Below are 14,630 nucleotides of genomic sequence, written 5' to 3'. Positions count from 1 at the left end.
CAACAAACCCGAGGAAGAATGGCCACTGAAACGCCCCTGCTCGACCTGCAACAGACCGACCCGACCAACGCTCCTGAGCCCAACGGCTCCCGCAACGGCGATGCCCAGTCCAAAAGCTACACCTCCGAAAACATCAAGGTGCTGGAGGGACTGGAGGCCGTGCGTCTGCGCCCTGCCATGTACATCGGCTCCACCACCGACCAGGGGCTGCATCACCTCGTCTATGAAGTCGTCGACAACTCCGTTGACGAGGCGCTCGCCGGCTTCGCCACCCGCATCGACGTCACCATCCACGTCGACAATTCCATCACCGTCATCGACGACGGCCGCGGCATCCCGGTCGACATGAAAGACCTCGGCAACGGCCAGAAGATGCCCGCCGTCCAGGTCGTGCTCACCAAGCTCCACGCCGGCGGCAAGTTCGATGCCTCGACCTACAAAGTTTCAGGCGGCCTCCACGGCGTCGGCGTCTCCTGCGTCAACGCGCTCTCCGAAGGGTTCGACGTGGAGATCTGGCGCGACGGCCACACCTACCAGCAGGACTACTCCAAAGGCGACCCCATCTCGGGCGTCCGCGAGGTCGGCGTCACTCAGAAGCGCGGCACCAAGGTCCACTTCCTGCCCGACAAGTCCATCTTCAGCGTCCACGAATACAACTTCGACACGCTCGCCGGCCGCCTGCGCCAGCTCGCCTTCCTCAACAAGGGCATCCTGATCACGCTCACCGACGAGCGCGCGACCGACGCCAAAACCGGCGATGCCAAATCGCTCGAATTCAAGTACAAGGGCGGCATCGAAGAGTTCATTCGCCACCTGAACAAGGGCAAGGCCGTCCTGCACGAAAAGCCCATCTACATGGAGGCCGAAAAGGGCCAGCTCGTCATGGAGATCGCCCTCCAGTACAACGACGCCTACTCCGAGACCGTCTTCTCCTTCGCCAACAACATCAACACCGTCGACGGTGGCACCCACTTGTCGGGCTTTCGCACCTCGCTCACCCGCACCATCAACGCCGCCGGCCAGTCACTCGGCCTCTTCAAGGACCTGAAGGAATCGCTCTCCGGCGACGACGTCCGCGAGGGCCTGGTCGCCGTCGTCTCCGTCAAGCTGCCCCAACCGCAGTTTGAGGGCCAGACCAAGGGCAAGCTCAACTCCGACATCTCCGGCCTCGTCCAGCAGTTCGTCAACGAACGCCTCGGCGCCTTTTTCGAGCAGAACCCGCAGGTCGCCAAGCGCATCATCAATAAAGCAATCGAGGCCGCCCGCGCCCGCGAGGCCGCCCGCAAGGCCCGCGACCTGACTCGCCGCAAAGGCGCGCTGGACGGCGGCGGCTTGCCCGGCAAGCTCGCCGACTGCTCCGAACGCCAGCCCGACCGCTGCGAGCTTTACCTGGTCGAGGGCGAGTCGGCCGGCGGCACCGCCAAGCAGGGCCGCGACCGCCGCTTCCAGGCCATCCTTCCGCTTAAAGGCAAGATCCTCAACGTCGAAAAAGCCCGCTACGACAAGATGCTGGGCCACGAAGAAATCCGCGCCATGATCACCGCGCTCGGCACCGGCATCGGCAAGGACGACTTCCAGCTCGAAAAACTGCGCTACGGCAAGCTCATCCTCATGACGGACGCCGATGTCGACGGCTCCCACATCCGCACGCTTCTGCTCACCTTCTTCTTCCGCCACATGAACCTGCTGGTGCAGCGCGGCCACGTCTACATCGCGCAGCCGCCGCTCTACAAAATCAAGAAGGGCAAGTTCGAGCAGTACGTCAAGGACGACCGCGAGTTCGTCCAGGTCATGGTCAAGCGCGCCGCCGACGGCATGACCGTTCGCTACGGCGATGCAGCGCAAGTGCTCGAAGGTAAGGAACTTACGAAGTTCATGTCCCAGCTCAACGAATACCTCGGCTTCTACGACAAAGCCGACAAGCGCTTCCGCAACGACCGCGTCACCTCCGCCGTCGCCGAGCTCTTCGCCCACGAGGGCAAGGAGCCCGCCAGCCGCGCCGACTTCGAAACACCCGACAAGCTCAACGAGCTCGCCACCCGCCTCACCGCCATGGCGAAGGAGTTCCAGTTCAAGGCTGTCGGCAAGCCCGTGCGCGATGAAGAGCACGGCACCTGGTCGCTCGAGTTCGACGACGCGCAGGGCGCACACCGCCGCATCGACTATGCCGCCGTTTCCGCCCCAGAGTTCCGCCTCATGCTCGGCAACTACGCGCAAATCCGCGAGTACCTCAAGCCGCCGTTCCTCATCGAGTACATCCCCAAAGGCGGCAGCAAGGCCGAGATCGCCCAGGCCGACGAAGCCGAGGAGGTCAGCGAGACCGAGGGCGTCAACGAGACCATCGCCGCCGCCCCCGGCACCGCCACCGAGGTGAAGGGCACCAAGCGCGCACCCAAGGCCGGCCAGGACCCGGTCGAAAAGCAGACCGCGCGCGAGCTCTTCGAGTACGTCATCGAGCAGGGCAAAAAGGAATACCAGGTCCAGCGCTACAAGGGCCTGGGCGAAATGACCGCCGAGCAACTCTGGGAGACCACCATGGACCCCGAACGCCGCACCCTGCTTCAGGTCAAGCTTGAGGACATCGCCGCCACCGAGGAAATCTTCACCACCCTGATGGGCGAAGACGTAGAAGCCCGCCGCCGCTTCATCGAAGAAAACGCCCTCGACGTCAAAAATCTCGACATCTAGAGATCACAGCAGCGAGCACGATTGGAAAGGCCCGGCATCATGCCGGGCCTTCTCAACGTTGGAAGCAGAGCCGTTTCTCGTGCAGAACAGATCATTTGCTCTGCCACGCCCCCACATTCTCCTTGTCTACCAGCGCACTCCCCGTGTCCACAAACGCCGGGAATCGTGCCTGCGCACCAGTGCTGCCGACGTCCTTCGCATCGTCCTCGTGCACATGCGCCAGCGCCTTCAGCCCCACGTAGCCCATGGTCCATGGCTTCTGCGCAATGGTCGCCGCGACCTTGCCCTTGTTGATTAACTCGACCGTATCCGGGCTCACGTCCATGCCGATCACCGTCCGGTCCGTCACATGCTGGCGGTCTAGCGCATCCGCCACATCCTTCGCACTCACCGACTCCAGCGACACAAATGCATCCACCTTGTCCGCGCCCGTCTTCGACACATACTCGCGCACCTTGTCGAACGCGATGCTGGTGTCACCACCAATGTTCACCACGTCCACTGTCTTCATGCCCGCGTGGTCGTTGAATGTGTCCTGGTAGCCCTTCAGGCGTTCCGCCAAATTGGGCTGCGCCGGGTAGGTAAAGAACACCACGTTGCCCTTGCCATGCAGCAGCTGAATCAGCCGCTGCGCTCCCAGGTGGCCGGCGTTGTAGTTGTCCGTTCCGATGAAGTACAGCCGCCCACTCTGCGCCGCGTCCGAATCGATCGTGATCACCGGTGTGCCGCTGCGCACCGCGCTGGTGATCGCCGATTGCATGCGGTTTGCATCCAGCACTGAAACCAGAATGCCCGCAGGCTTTGTCGCCGCGGCCTTCTGAAAGGCGTCCTCCTCGGCGCCGGCATCCTCCCCGTCCGGCCCATCCACGATCGCGGTCACGTTGTAATCGGCCGCGGCCTGCTGAAACCCGGCGGTCGCGGTCTTCCAGTACGGCACCTTCAGGTTGCCGGCGATCAGGTAGTACTTATCCGACTTCGAGTGGCGCTGGCAGCCCATGGTGCCCAGCAACAGCAGGGCGGCAGCGGACATCGTGACTTTGCTACGCATAAAAGTCCCTCCTGAATCAGCTCCGTTCCGCGCCACGCTGTGGCGTTTGCGGCAAGCGGCCTGCCGCGGAACGGCAGGCGCGAATTGTAAGCCCGCGTTGGCGGAATACGCCAGAAAGAAAGCCGTCATCACAGCTTCTGCACTGATTCGGCCTCTCTGCCGGTATCACGAAAGTGGTACAAGAGCACCATGCCCGCAAAGCCGCTCCTGCTTTCCACGCTTCTGCTCCTCAGCCCCACCATGCGCGCGCAGGACTCACCCAAACAGACGGCCCCGCAAACCATCAACACTCGTACCGCGGGCATGCAGCACATCGCCGGCTTCGTCCCTCTTGACTACGAACCCAAAACCGGCAAGCTCTTCCTTGAAATCCCCAAGTCCGGCGCAGAGCTCCTCTGGACCGACTCGCTCCCCTACGGCACCGGCTCCAACGACCTCGGCCTAGACCGCGGCCAGACCGCGCCCGCCCGTATCGTCCGCTTTGAGCGACAGGGCAGCAAGGTCCTGCTCGTCGAGCTCAACACCGGCCTCACTACCTCCGCCACCGACCCCGCCGAAGTCCTCGCCACCCGGCAAAGCTTCCCCGAATCCGTCCTCTGGGGCTTCAAAGTCGAAGCCGAAAACCCCGACGGCTCCCTCCTCGTCGACGCCACCGATTTCTTCCTTCGCGACGTCCACGGCGTCACCGAAGCCCTCGCCGAACGCCAGCAGGGCAGCTACAAGGTCGATGCCTCACGCTCCGCCATCGCCATGGACGCGACCAGGGCCTTCTCGCGCAACACCGAAGTCGAGGCCATCCTCACCTTCACCACCGACGATGTCACCAAGGCCCGCTTCGTCTCCAACGTCGCTCCGGACCCGCACAGCATCACCCTCCGCGAGCGCCAAAGCTTCATCGCTCTGCCCGAACCCGGTTTCACCCCGCGCCGCTACGACCCGCGCGCCGGCTACTTCGACCTCGCCCACCGCGACTACAACGCACCACTCGGCGCCGACCTGACGGAGCGCCTTATCGAGCGCCACCGCCTCATCAAGAAAGACCCGAACTGCCGCACCGACTGCGAACCGGTCGAGCCCATCACCTACTACGTTGATCGCGGCGCGCCCGAGCCCATCCGCACCGCGCTCGTCGAGGGTGCCCGCTGGTGGAACGATGCCTTCACCGCCGCCGGCTGGCGCAATGCCTTCCGCGTCGATGTCCTTCCCGCCGATGCCGACCCCATGGACGTCCGCTACAACATCATCCAGTGGGTCCACCGCTACACCCGCGGCTGGAGCTACGGTGCCACCGTCACCGACCCGCGCACCGGCGAAATCCTGAAAGGCAACGTGACCCTCGGCAGCCTGCGCGGCCGCCAGGACTACCTCATCGCCGAAGCCCTGCTCGCGCCCTACTCCACCGGCCACGAAAACGGGTTCGCCGACCCCAGCAAAGACCCCATGCTGCAGATGGTCCTCGCGCGCATCAGCCAGCTTTCCGCGCACGAACTCGGCCACACCCTCGGCCTCGCCCACAACTTCGCATCGTCCACCGCGGGGCAGGGAACCAGCGTCATGGACTACCCGCACCCCTACATCACGCTCACGAATGGCGTCCCCGACCTTTTCCACGCCTACGCCAACGGCATCGGCGCCTGGGACAAGGTCGCCATCAACTACGGCTACCGCGACTTCGGCGCAGGCATTCCGCCGAACGCCGAGCACTTCCGTCTCGACCAGATCCTAGGCGAAGCCCAGAAATCCGGCATCCCCTACATCACCGACCAGGACGCCCGCCCGCTCGGCTCCGCCAACCCCAAGGCCCACCTTTGGGACAACGGCGCGGATCCCGTCGCCGAGCTCAACCGCATCCTCGAAGTCCGCAAAGCCGCCCTCGCCCGCTTCGGCCCAGCCGTCATCCAGTCCGGCCAGCCCATGGCCACGCTGCAGGAAGCCCTCGTTCCGCTGTACCTGCTCCACCGCTACCAGACCGAGGCCGCGGCCAAGCTGATCGCCGGCCTGAACTACACCTACAACCTGCGCGGCGACGGCCAACCCGACCCCACCATCATCGATCCCGCCACGCAGCAGCGCGCGCTCGAAGCTGTGCTCTCCACCCTCAAACCCGACACCCTCGACCTTCCCGAAAACATCCTCGCCCTGCTGTCGCCGCACCCGCCCGGCTATCCCCGCACCCGTGAGTCTTTTCCGTCGAACGCCGGCGCACCGTTCGATCCCGTCGCCGCCGCCGAGTCCGCCGCGGACCTCACCCTCTCGCTCCTCTGCAACCCCGAACGCGCCACCCGCCTCTTCGAGTTCCACATGCGCATCACCAAAACACCTGGCCTGCGCACCGTTCTCGAAGGCATCTCCAACACCACCGCCGAGCGTCCCGAGGGCGGCCACACCACCTCGTCCGAAATCGAGCGCGCCGTCGAGTTCCGCGGCCTCGAAGCCATGCTCGCCCTCTCCGTCAACCCCAACACCGCCTCGCAGGCCCGCGCCATCGCCCGCTCCCACATCGACGACCTGCTCAAAAAATGGACGTCCGAACCCATGCCCACCGACTCCGCCGAGGCCATCCATCGCCGCGCCCTCATCGACCGCGTCCAGCAGTACCTCAGAGACCCGGCGAAGTTTACCCCCGCCAAACCCATCGAAGCCCCACCCGGCATGCCCATCGGCACCGACGACGAAATGTAACGGACCAGCCCCGCCACCATGAAAGCGACCTGACCAAGACACCACAAAAACTGTGACCACAACACCGTGCCCCACCTTCGCCGCGCTCTTTGCGGCTAAGGTGGGCGGACCGCCACAAACATCCCGGGACGACCATTCTTCACGCACTCTTGCGTGAAGAATGGGGGCCGGCTCCGCGCAAATCTGTCATTTCGACCGGAGCAGCACAGCTTCACCGTCCTTGCGCAGTGGGCTCAGTGCTTGCACCGAACCTGCATTTCCCTCGCCACGGCACATCCTGACGGCCTCGACAGCAACGAACGAACTGGACCACCTCATGGCAATCAAGTAGAACCGAGACACATGAAACCGACCCGCCTCGCCTGCGCGCTTCTGTTGCTCGCCACCACCTGCCTCGCCCAGCAGCCCACCCCGCGCCAGCGAGCAAGCACCGCCGCCGCCACCCTTCAGCACTGGTATGTACCGCAGACCGGCCTCTACCAGACCACCGGCTGGTGGAACTCCGCCAATGCCATCACCGCATTGATCGACCTCCAGCGCGCCACCCGCAACCGCGCTTACGTCCCCGCGCTCGCAACCACTTTCACCCAGGCGCAGATCGTCATCCCAAAAGCCGAACAGACCGGCCCGCTCACCAAAATGACTGGCTTTCCCGGTTTCCTCAACGACTACTACGACGACGAAGGCTGGTGGGCGCTCGCCTGGATCGACGCCTACGACCTGACCAATGAGCCCCGCTATCTCGCAATGGCACAGTCCATCTTTCAGGACATGAGCGGCGGCTGGGACGCAACCTGCGGCGGCGGCATCTGGTGGAGCAAGCAGCGCACCTACAAAAACGCCATCGCCAACGAACTCTTCTTCTCCGTCGCGACACACCTCGCCGTACGCGCCCAAGCCACCGACCGCGACCGCTACAACGACTGGGCCGGCAAGGAGTGGCGCTGGTTCCAGGCCTCCGGCATGATCAACAACCAGCACCTGGTCAACGACGGCCTTAACATCGACAAATCGTCCGGGGAGTGCCGCAACAACGGACGCACCGTATGGACCTATAACCAGGGCGTCATCCTCGGCGCGCTCACCGAGTGGTCGCGCATCAACCCCGATTCCACGCTGATCACCGAAGCCCGCGTCCTCGCCGACGCCGGCCTCACCTCCCTGACCGACAACGCCGGCGTCCTGCACGACTCATGCGAGCCGGCTGCCTGCGGCGCCGACGCACCACAGTTCAAAGGCGTCTTCAACCGCAACCTGCGCGCCTTGCAGCGGGTCGTCCACGAACCCCGCTACACCGCGTTCTTCCGCACGAATGCAGATACCATCTGGACCGCCGACCGCACCCCGGACAACACACTCGGCCTTGTCTGGTCCGGTCCGCCCCTCATTCCCGACGCCGCCACCCAAAGCTCCGCGCTCGACGCCCTGGTCGCCGCCATCCCTGACTAGGCATCTGCCCCGCCGCGCAATATCTGGGCAGATCGTATCTCCAAGCCGTGCTCATCCTTGACCAACACGCTGCAATGCGGCCGCAGCCCCGGGCTCCCCTGCATCGGCCGCCTTGCCGTACCAAATCTTCGCTTCCCTTGCACTGCGCGCCACTCCCAGGCCTTTCTCGTAACACAAGCCCAGGTTGAACTCCGCGTTCGGAAAGCCTTGCTCCGCAGATTGCTGGAACAGCTGAACCGCATGCGCCGCGTCGCGCTCCACTCCAAACCCACGTGCATACAGCAGGGCCAAACTGTTCTGCCCAGCGGCATTACCCTGGTTCGCCGACTTCTGATACCACACAGCCGCCTGCCCCAGGTCTTTCGGCACACCTTGTCCCTGCTCATACAGCCCGCCCAGATTGTTCTCAGCCAAGGCAAAGCCCTGATCCGCTGCCTGGCGATACAAACTGGCGCCCTTGGCCGCATCCCGCGGTACACCGGTCCCGTACACATACAGGCGACCCAGATTGTATTGACCCGCCGCATACCCCTGGTCCGAGGCCTTCTCGAACCAGGTGGCTGCTTTCGCCGGGTCCTTCGGCGTCGCTTGCCCATTCAAATAAAGCGTTCCCAGGTTTGCTTGCGCTTGCGCATTGCCCTTCTCCGCCAGTGGTTGCCAGATCCGCAGGGCCGCCGCGTAATCATGCCGGTTGTATGCAGTATTGCCATCCGCCAGAGTCTGGCCCTCTGCAAATCCAGCAGAAGCCGCTATCACCAGGGCAGTCATCACGTATATCCTCAGCCGCGCAGCCAATGTCGAACTCGAGATCCCCATGCGCATCGGAGGATGCAGGAAGGCTCCGCAGGCGTTGCATCGCATCCCGGCCAGCCGCCCGCGCTACACCGCGAACGGAGCCCGCATCGTCGGCTTTACCAGCGCCGTCGCTCGCTCCGAACCCTGCACAAACTTCATGCCCGCCGCGTCCCACCGCAATACCTCATGCGTACGCTGCGCAATCACCCCCAGCATCAGCGTCTCCACAATCGGCTGCTCGAACGCATAGCTCGTGCGCGGCGCCGGCCCGCCCTGGCATGCACGGATCCAATCCAGGTAATGTTCAGTCACCGCACCGGCTGCCCCCGGCCCCAACTCCGGCCGTGCCGTCTGGTAGGGCACATCGCCCGAAGCCTCTTTCGGGTGGAGCTCCGTTAACCTGCCGTCCGGCGTTAGCACACGCGCATGCTGCCCCATGTACTCGGTCAACAGCTTGCCCTTCTCGCCGTGGTAGATCACTCCCTCGCTCAGCATTGGCACGCTTGCAGGGAGCTCCATGGGTCGCGCTGGCTGCATGCCGCCATCGAACCAGTTCAACGCCACTGCAGGCTTTCCGCCGGTCGCGCCGTAGCGGAACTGCACCGCAGAGGCCACTGGGAAGCAGTCCGGAAACAGCTCACTGCTGCTCGCCGAGATCTGCTCTGGCACGCCCAGCCCAAGCGCGCGATAGATCGTGTCAAACCCGTACTCGCCCATGTCGCCCAGCGCGCCGCAGCCAAAGTCGTACCAGGCCCGCCACACAAACGGCTGGTATACATGGCTGTACGGTCGCGCCGCCGCCGGCCCCAGCCACAGGTTCCAGTTCAGGGACGGCGGCACCGGGTCCGCCATCGCTGGCGTCGGCAGGCCCTGCTTCCAGAACGACGACGCCCGTGTCGTCCAGATGTCCACCTGGTGCACCGCCCCGACCGCCCCACCCGTAATCGCCTCTCGCACCTGCTCCGACGCCGGCGCATGCGCGTTGAAGATCGAAACCGCCGCCGCCCGCTTCGTCTCCTCCGCGACCCGCGGCATCTCCCGCGACTCCCACACGCTGTGCGCCATCGGCTTCTGGCTGTACACATGCTTTCCGGCCCGCATCGCCGCAATCGCAATGGTCGCGTGCCAATGATCCGGCGTGCTCACCACTACCGCATCCAGGCCGTGCTCCTTGGCGAGCAGATCGCGGTAGTCCTCATACGCGGCGCAGCCGCTGTAGCCGGGCTTGTTCCGTTCTTTGGCATAGAAGGCATTCACGATGCCCTGCGCCACCTCCCGTCCCGCCGCCGGCCCCGCATTGCTCGCGCCCCACGAACTGTCCTGCAGCGTCGCCCGCACCTTGGTGCGCAATTCGCCCGGTCCCCACTCCAGGTAGTCCGTGCTGCCGCGGTTCACATCGCATACCGCCATCACCTGCACCTCCGGCAGCCGCAGCATGTCCAGCAACACGCGCAGTCCTTGTGAACCAACACCAATGCACGCCACCGTCAACCGGTCACTCGGCGGAACCGCCCACGCCCGCCCGTACCGGCTCACACCCAACCCAAGCGCACCAAGACCTGTGGTCCGCAGAATGCTGCGGCGAGAAAGCTGGGAAGACATCACACGCTCCAAAGGCAAACCGCTGAGCGTCCACTCTACATGGATCGTTTCAGGCCTGGCGCGCGTTCCCGCGGAGCGTTCGGCACGGCTTCAAAACGTGGGCACAACGACGCGCACACTCGGAATCCGCTCGAAGTACCCAACATTGTGCGTCGCCACCGCGTAATCGAAGTGCAACGCCGTTGCCCCAATCAGCAGGTCCGCCAGATCGATCGTATTCCCAACCGCTGCCTGCTCGCCGTCAATCCTGCCTGCAAGTTGCGCAACCGGCAGCGTCAGCGGAGCAACGTCAACCTCTCGTAGCACCCGGTCGAGATAATTCTTCGGCGTTCCCGCTGGACATCAGACTTGGCGCGATACATGCCGTGCGTCAGTTCAGCGACGCTGACGGTGGCCAACAGAATCTGCGTCCTACCGCGCCCGGAAGCCGCGACGACTTGCTCAATCGGTATGGAATGCCGTTCTGCCCGAATGACGATGCTGGTATCGAGAACTAATCCCATTCGGACGCACGACTGGGTTTGCGACTCGCGATGATCTCACGCATGTCTGCGGCATAGTCCTCGTCCATCATCAGAGGATGTCCATGTTCAGCTTCGTAGGCCTTGAAACCCGCAATGGCATCATCAATGGTGCGAAAGCGCGGCTGCTCTAAAGCTCGTAGCACAAGTGGCTGTTCACCGCCTTCAATCACGACTTCTTCGCCAGCACGCAAGCGCGCGAGCACATCATGTATATCTCGCGCCAACTCCATTTCCGTAATGTGCAGCGCTTCCATGTCGTTATGGTACCGCTGGGCTCCGGCCGCCACGCTTCGATATGACGGCTCTCCCTACTCCTCCACCACCCGGTGCGTCCCCGCCGCCGACTCGTCTTCATCCTCAATCGGCAACCGCTCCGCGCGCCGCGCAAACACCCGCCGCACCATCCAGATCGCCAGCAGGCCCAGCAGCAGACCCAGCCCCTCCAGAATGCCCCGCGCATGGTTGCGCACCGCTCCCTGCAGCATGCCCGCCGCAGCCGTACCGTACCGCCACGCCAGAATCGCGACCACCAGGAACTGCACAAACTTGCCCAAAAACACCGCGGTCACATACGACCGCACGCGCATCTCAAACACGCCCGCGCAAAACTCAAACAGCTTCAGCGGCACCGGCGGTGGGCTCATCGACGGCAGCATGATCGCGACAAACTCCTGCCGCTCAAACCGGTCGCGCATCCGCTCATACCGCTGCCGGTTGATCTTCTTCAGCAGAAACGCTTCGCCGCCCGCGCGCCCCACGTAATAGGGCAGCAGGCTGCCGACCGTCCCCATGGCCGCCGTGATCAGCGCACACAGAAAGAAGTTATTGTGCTGCGCCGCGACGTAAAACACCACCCACCCGATCAAGCCGCCGGGCAGCGGCACCAGCGCCGAATCCAGCAGCGCCAGCCCGCCCAGCCCCCAGATGCCCAGCGGCGCAAATATGTGGCTGATCCATTCGCCAAACCGGGCAAGCCCATGCGTGATCGGATACAGCGGTCCGTGATGCGTGCCGGCACCGCTGGCGGCCTGCGCCAGCAGCGTGGCGACGAGTGGAGCGTGGCTCATGCTCGGGTCATTCTACGCCGCATTGGACACGTGTTCGGCTCACCGGAACACACCCGCAACCCCAAAAGGGTTCTCATGATGCGAAAATACAGGGGACGCGTCCGGTCCGGCAGTGGCCATGCCATGACGAAACTCTTTCGCGTCGGAACGAGTCACACCTAGCAGGCAATGCCCACCGTTGAAACACCGCCGGAGCACGAAGCTCCGCAGCCGACCCCAGACTCGGCCACCGAGTCGGCCACCCCGCCGCTGCCAGCGCAGCGCGGCCGCAACGGCAACGGCCGGCGCTACGACTATTACGACACCCACGAGCTCATCACCCTCATCGACCAGATCGACGATGAGCGGTCCCGTGCCCGTTTCCGCGAGGCCGTCTATCTCGCCATCATCCTCTGGCTCATCCTTGCGCTCACCTACATCTTCCTTCCGCGCTGGCTGCCGCACCGTCCCGTCCTCATCGTGCAGCAAAGGAACCCCAACGAGCTCACCTATCTCGCCACACCGCCCAACCTGAAAGACATGCTGCGCCAGAAGCCCGCGCCGCACATCAGCGAACACACCGCCGAGGCCCAGACCCCGCACCCCACCAAGGCACCCACGCCGCCTGAGCCGCGCGCCGGCCACCCCGAACCACCCGCCGCCCGGCCCGCGCCACAACCCGCGCAGCCACAACCGCGCGCCTCCCAGTCAACGCCGCCGCAACCCACGCAGCCGCCGCCCCAACAAACCGCACGGGTCAACCCGCCGCCCTCGCCGCACCCCAACGTGCCGCCCATCGTGGCGGATGCACCCACGCCCTCATCCCAGCGCCAGCCCGACTTCAACACGTCGCAGAGCGCGTCCTCCGCCATCGCCGCCGCCGCTCGCAACTCGCGCTCCCAGAGCGGCATCCCCGACCAGCAGGGCGATTACGGCTCCGCACCCGGCAAACAGGGGCAGGGCAAAGCCGGATATGAAATCCTCTCGGACACCCAGGGCGTCGACTTCGGCCGCTACATCCAGCGCCTGCTCAGCGAGGTCCGTCGCGCCTGGCTCCCGCTCATCCCCGAGGAGTGCAACTCGCCCCTCTTCAAGCAGGGCGTCACCGGCGTCCGCTTCACCATCCTGCCCGACGGCCGCATCACCGGCATGAACCTCGACTATTCCACCCACGACGACGCCATCAACCGCGCCGCCTGGGGCTCCCTCAAAAGCATCGGCTCCGCCCCGCCGCTGCCCAAGGAGTTCCACGGCCCCAGCCTCGAACTCCGCATCGAGTTTCGCGTCAACAAAGACCGCGACCTGCAGTAACCCGCAAATCTACCTTGAAGCAGAACCATGCCAAGCCGGTCACCCCGTAACGAAGACGAGCAGACAACCGTCAACCGGTACAGCACGGAGCGCCGCCGCCAACTTCTCGTCCTGCTCATCTTCGCCGCCGCCATCCTCCTCATCTCTGTCCTGATCGCCGGCATCCACAACGTCTTCCTCCCCGGCTGGTGGCGCATCGACCTGCCCTGACCGCAGCAAGCCGAAAGGACGTGCCCCACCTTCGCCGCGCTTTTTGCGGCTAAGGTGGGTAAAGTGCCTGCCCCGCTCCAACCCGGTGACACCCAGAACGAACCGCTCCTCCTCGTCCTCGTCGGCCCCACCGCCTCCGGCAAAACCGCCCTGTCCCTCACCCTCGCCGAACACCTCAACGGCGAGATCGTCTCCTGCGACTCCGTGGCCGTCTACCGCGGCATGGACATCGGCTCCGCCAAACCGACACCCGCCGAGCAGGCCCGCGTCCCCCACCACCTCATCGACGTCACCACTCCCGCCACCAACTACACCGCCGGTGACTATGGCCGGGCCGCCCGCGCCGCCATCCGCGACATCACCGCCCGCAACCGTACCCCCATCGTCGCTGGCGGCACCGGCCTCTACCTCCGCGCCCTGCTCGATGGCCTCAGCCCCATGCCCGCGCGTGACGAAGCCCTCCGCGACCGTCTTCGCAAAATCGCCGAACGCCGCGACCCCGCCGCCCTGCACCGCCTGCTCACTCGCTTCGACCCCGCGGCCGCCACCAGCATTCACCCCAATGACGAACCCAAGCTCATCCGCGCCGTCGAAGTCTCCGTGCTTGCCCGCCGCCCCATCACCGCGGCTTGGCAGGACCATCGCCCCGAGCCGCTCACCGGCTTCCACGTCGTCCAGTTCGGCTTGGCACCGCCCCGCGCCGAACTCTACGAACGCATCAACGCCCGCTCTGCCGCCATGTTCGCCAACGGCCTTGTCGAAGAAACCCGCAACCTGATCGCCGAATACGGCCCAGACACCCGCGCCTTTACCGCCCTTGGCTATGCGCAGGCTGCCGCCGTCCTACGCGGAGCCATCAGCCAGCCCGACGCCATCGCCGCCACCCAGCAGGGCCATCGTAACTACAGCAAGCGGCAGGGCACCTGGTTCCGCAAAAATCCCCGCATACACTGGCTCCCCACATTCGGCGACAACGCCGCAGCCGCGGTACTCAAAACCTTGAACTCTGAGCATGCGGCGCTCGAGAAGCGCACGGAACATCCAACGCGACGTTAGCTGCCAGAGACGGCGCAATCGCCGGAAGACTCTGGAGCGCGACTGCTCGCCAGGCAACTCTCACTCACCGCTTTTGCCGCAATGTGTACCCCGTTGAACTGCGAAGCCTGAAACGTGACGGTCTGTTGGCCGTCATAAAGAATCACCAGGTTCATGGGATTGATCCACTTCGGAACGGGTGCGGGAGTCCGCGCCCGCCCGCCCGCCAGGATCAGCACA

At 64.7% G+C, this 14,630-nt stretch carries 13 protein-coding genes; 6 read left to right on the top strand and 7 right to left on the bottom strand.

Going from position 1 to position 14,630, the window contains the following annotated elements:
* The first annotated feature begins 18 nt into the window (after window positions 1–18).
* Window positions 19–2,688: a DNA topoisomerase (ATP-hydrolyzing) subunit B gene (gyrB, locus tag ACOFKT_RS13265; RefSeq protein WP_419804454.1), complete on the top strand. Its 2,670-nt coding sequence runs from the start codon at window positions 19–21 to the stop codon at window positions 2,686–2,688.
* Window positions 2,689–2,779: 91 nt separating this feature from the next.
* On the opposite strand, the gene ACOFKT_RS13260 is transcribed toward gyrB, so the two are convergent.
* Entirely contained in the window at window positions 2,780–3,736 is a 957-nt protein-coding gene (locus tag ACOFKT_RS13260; RefSeq protein ID WP_419804453.1) for a substrate-binding domain-containing protein, read from the bottom strand.
* Window positions 3,737–3,925: 189 nt separating this feature from the next.
* Here ACOFKT_RS13260 and ACOFKT_RS13255 point away from each other — a divergent pair, with 189 nt between their 5' ends.
* Window positions 3,926–6,418, top strand: coding sequence for a zinc-dependent metalloprotease (locus ACOFKT_RS13255; RefSeq protein WP_419804452.1), 2,493 nt, complete (start codon window positions 3,926–3,928; stop codon window positions 6,416–6,418).
* A 342-nt stretch (window positions 6,419–6,760) separates the two neighbouring features.
* Complete coding sequence (locus ACOFKT_RS13250; RefSeq protein ID WP_419804451.1) at window positions 6,761–7,867, top strand: glycoside hydrolase family 76 protein; 1,107 nt, start codon at window positions 6,761–6,763, stop codon at window positions 7,865–7,867.
* A gap of 51 nt (window positions 7,868–7,918) precedes the next feature.
* Here the strand turns inward: ACOFKT_RS13250 and ACOFKT_RS13245 are convergent, their stop codons facing one another.
* The 5 genes from ACOFKT_RS13245 to ACOFKT_RS13225 all read right to left on the bottom strand — a co-directional run bounded on the left by ACOFKT_RS13245 (window position 7,919) and on the right by ACOFKT_RS13225 (window position 11,855).
* Window positions 7,919–8,635, bottom strand: a complete 717-nt coding sequence (locus tag ACOFKT_RS13245; RefSeq protein WP_419804450.1) for a tetratricopeptide repeat protein — start codon at window positions 8,633–8,635, stop codon at window positions 7,919–7,921.
* Between the two features lie 111 nt (window positions 8,636–8,746).
* Window positions 8,747–10,264 carry a Gfo/Idh/MocA family oxidoreductase gene (locus ACOFKT_RS13240; protein WP_419804449.1) on the bottom strand — a complete coding sequence of 506 codons (1,518 nt, stop codon included), beginning with the start codon at window positions 10,262–10,264 and terminating at the stop codon, window positions 8,747–8,749.
* Between the two features lie 90 nt (window positions 10,265–10,354).
* Window positions 10,355–10,570, bottom strand: coding sequence for a hypothetical protein (locus ACOFKT_RS13235; protein ID WP_419804448.1), 216 nt, complete (start codon window positions 10,568–10,570; stop codon window positions 10,355–10,357).
* Between the two features lie 187 nt (window positions 10,571–10,757).
* Window positions 10,758–11,042, bottom strand: coding sequence for a hypothetical protein (locus ACOFKT_RS13230; protein WP_419804447.1), 285 nt, complete (start codon window positions 11,040–11,042; stop codon window positions 10,758–10,760).
* 54 nt (window positions 11,043–11,096) lie between these two features.
* Window positions 11,097–11,855, bottom strand: a complete 759-nt coding sequence (locus tag ACOFKT_RS13225) for a YqaA family protein (RefSeq protein WP_419804446.1) — start codon at window positions 11,853–11,855, stop codon at window positions 11,097–11,099.
* Between the two features lie 168 nt (window positions 11,856–12,023).
* Here ACOFKT_RS13225 and ACOFKT_RS13220 point away from each other — a divergent pair, with 168 nt between their 5' ends.
* From ACOFKT_RS13220 to miaA, 3 genes are all read left to right on the top strand, one after another.
* The gene (locus tag ACOFKT_RS13220) at window positions 12,024–13,145 is read left to right on the top strand and encodes an energy transducer TonB family protein (protein ID WP_419804445.1); all 1,122 of its coding nucleotides are present in this window, start codon (window positions 12,024–12,026) and stop codon (window positions 13,143–13,145) included.
* 27 nt (window positions 13,146–13,172) lie between these two features.
* Window positions 13,173–13,355: a hypothetical protein gene (locus tag ACOFKT_RS13215; protein ID WP_419804444.1), complete on the top strand. Its 183-nt coding sequence runs from the start codon at window positions 13,173–13,175 to the stop codon at window positions 13,353–13,355.
* 63 nt (window positions 13,356–13,418) lie between these two features.
* Window positions 13,419–14,411, top strand: a complete 993-nt coding sequence (gene miaA, locus ACOFKT_RS13210; RefSeq protein WP_419804443.1) for a tRNA (adenosine(37)-N6)-dimethylallyltransferase MiaA — start codon at window positions 13,419–13,421, stop codon at window positions 14,409–14,411.
* Here miaA and ACOFKT_RS13205 read toward each other — a convergent pair.
* Window positions 14,408–14,629: a hypothetical protein gene (locus tag ACOFKT_RS13205; protein WP_419804442.1), complete on the bottom strand. Its 222-nt coding sequence runs from the start codon at window positions 14,627–14,629 to the stop codon at window positions 14,408–14,410. The two genes, miaA and ACOFKT_RS13205, sit on opposite strands and share 4 nt — an antisense overlap.
* Window position 14,630 lies beyond the last annotated feature (1 nt).

Origin of the sequence: Terriglobus sp., from assembly GCF_965201105.1 — a bacterium.
In the GTDB taxonomy this organism is placed as follows: Bacteria; Acidobacteriota; Terriglobia; order Terriglobales; family Acidobacteriaceae; genus Terriglobus.
This window is presented reverse-complemented; position numbering and strand designations above follow the sequence as displayed.

Excerpts from the sequence above, each read along its gene's own strand:
- ACOFKT_RS13255 (WP_419804452.1), top strand. The coding sequence starts at position 3,926 with ATGCCCGCAAAGCCGCTCCTGCTTTCCACGCTTCTGCTCCTCAGCCCC.
- gyrB (WP_419804454.1), top strand. The coding sequence starts at position 19 with ATGGCCACTGAAACGCCCCTGCTCGACCTGCAACAGACCGACCCGACC.
- ACOFKT_RS13220 (WP_419804445.1), top strand. The coding sequence starts at position 12,024 with ATGCCCACCGTTGAAACACCGCCGGAGCACGAAGCTCCGCAGCCGACC.
- ACOFKT_RS13245 (WP_419804450.1), bottom strand. The coding sequence starts at position 8,635 with ATGACTGCCCTGGTGATAGCGGCTTCTGCTGGATTTGCAGAGGGCCAG.
- ACOFKT_RS13240 (WP_419804449.1), bottom strand. The coding sequence starts at position 10,264 with ATGTCTTCCCAGCTTTCTCGCCGCAGCATTCTGCGGACCACAGGTCTT.
- ACOFKT_RS13230 (WP_419804447.1), bottom strand. The coding sequence starts at position 11,042 with ATGGAAGCGCTGCACATTACGGAAATGGAGTTGGCGCGAGATATACAT.
- ACOFKT_RS13215 (WP_419804444.1), top strand. The coding sequence starts at position 13,173 with ATGCCAAGCCGGTCACCCCGTAACGAAGACGAGCAGACAACCGTCAAC.
- ACOFKT_RS13250 (WP_419804451.1), top strand. The coding sequence starts at position 6,761 with ATGAAACCGACCCGCCTCGCCTGCGCGCTTCTGTTGCTCGCCACCACC.
- ACOFKT_RS13225 (WP_419804446.1), bottom strand. The coding sequence starts at position 11,855 with ATGAGCCACGCTCCACTCGTCGCCACGCTGCTGGCGCAGGCCGCCAGC.
- ACOFKT_RS13260 (WP_419804453.1), bottom strand. The coding sequence starts at position 3,736 with ATGCGTAGCAAAGTCACGATGTCCGCTGCCGCCCTGCTGTTGCTGGGC.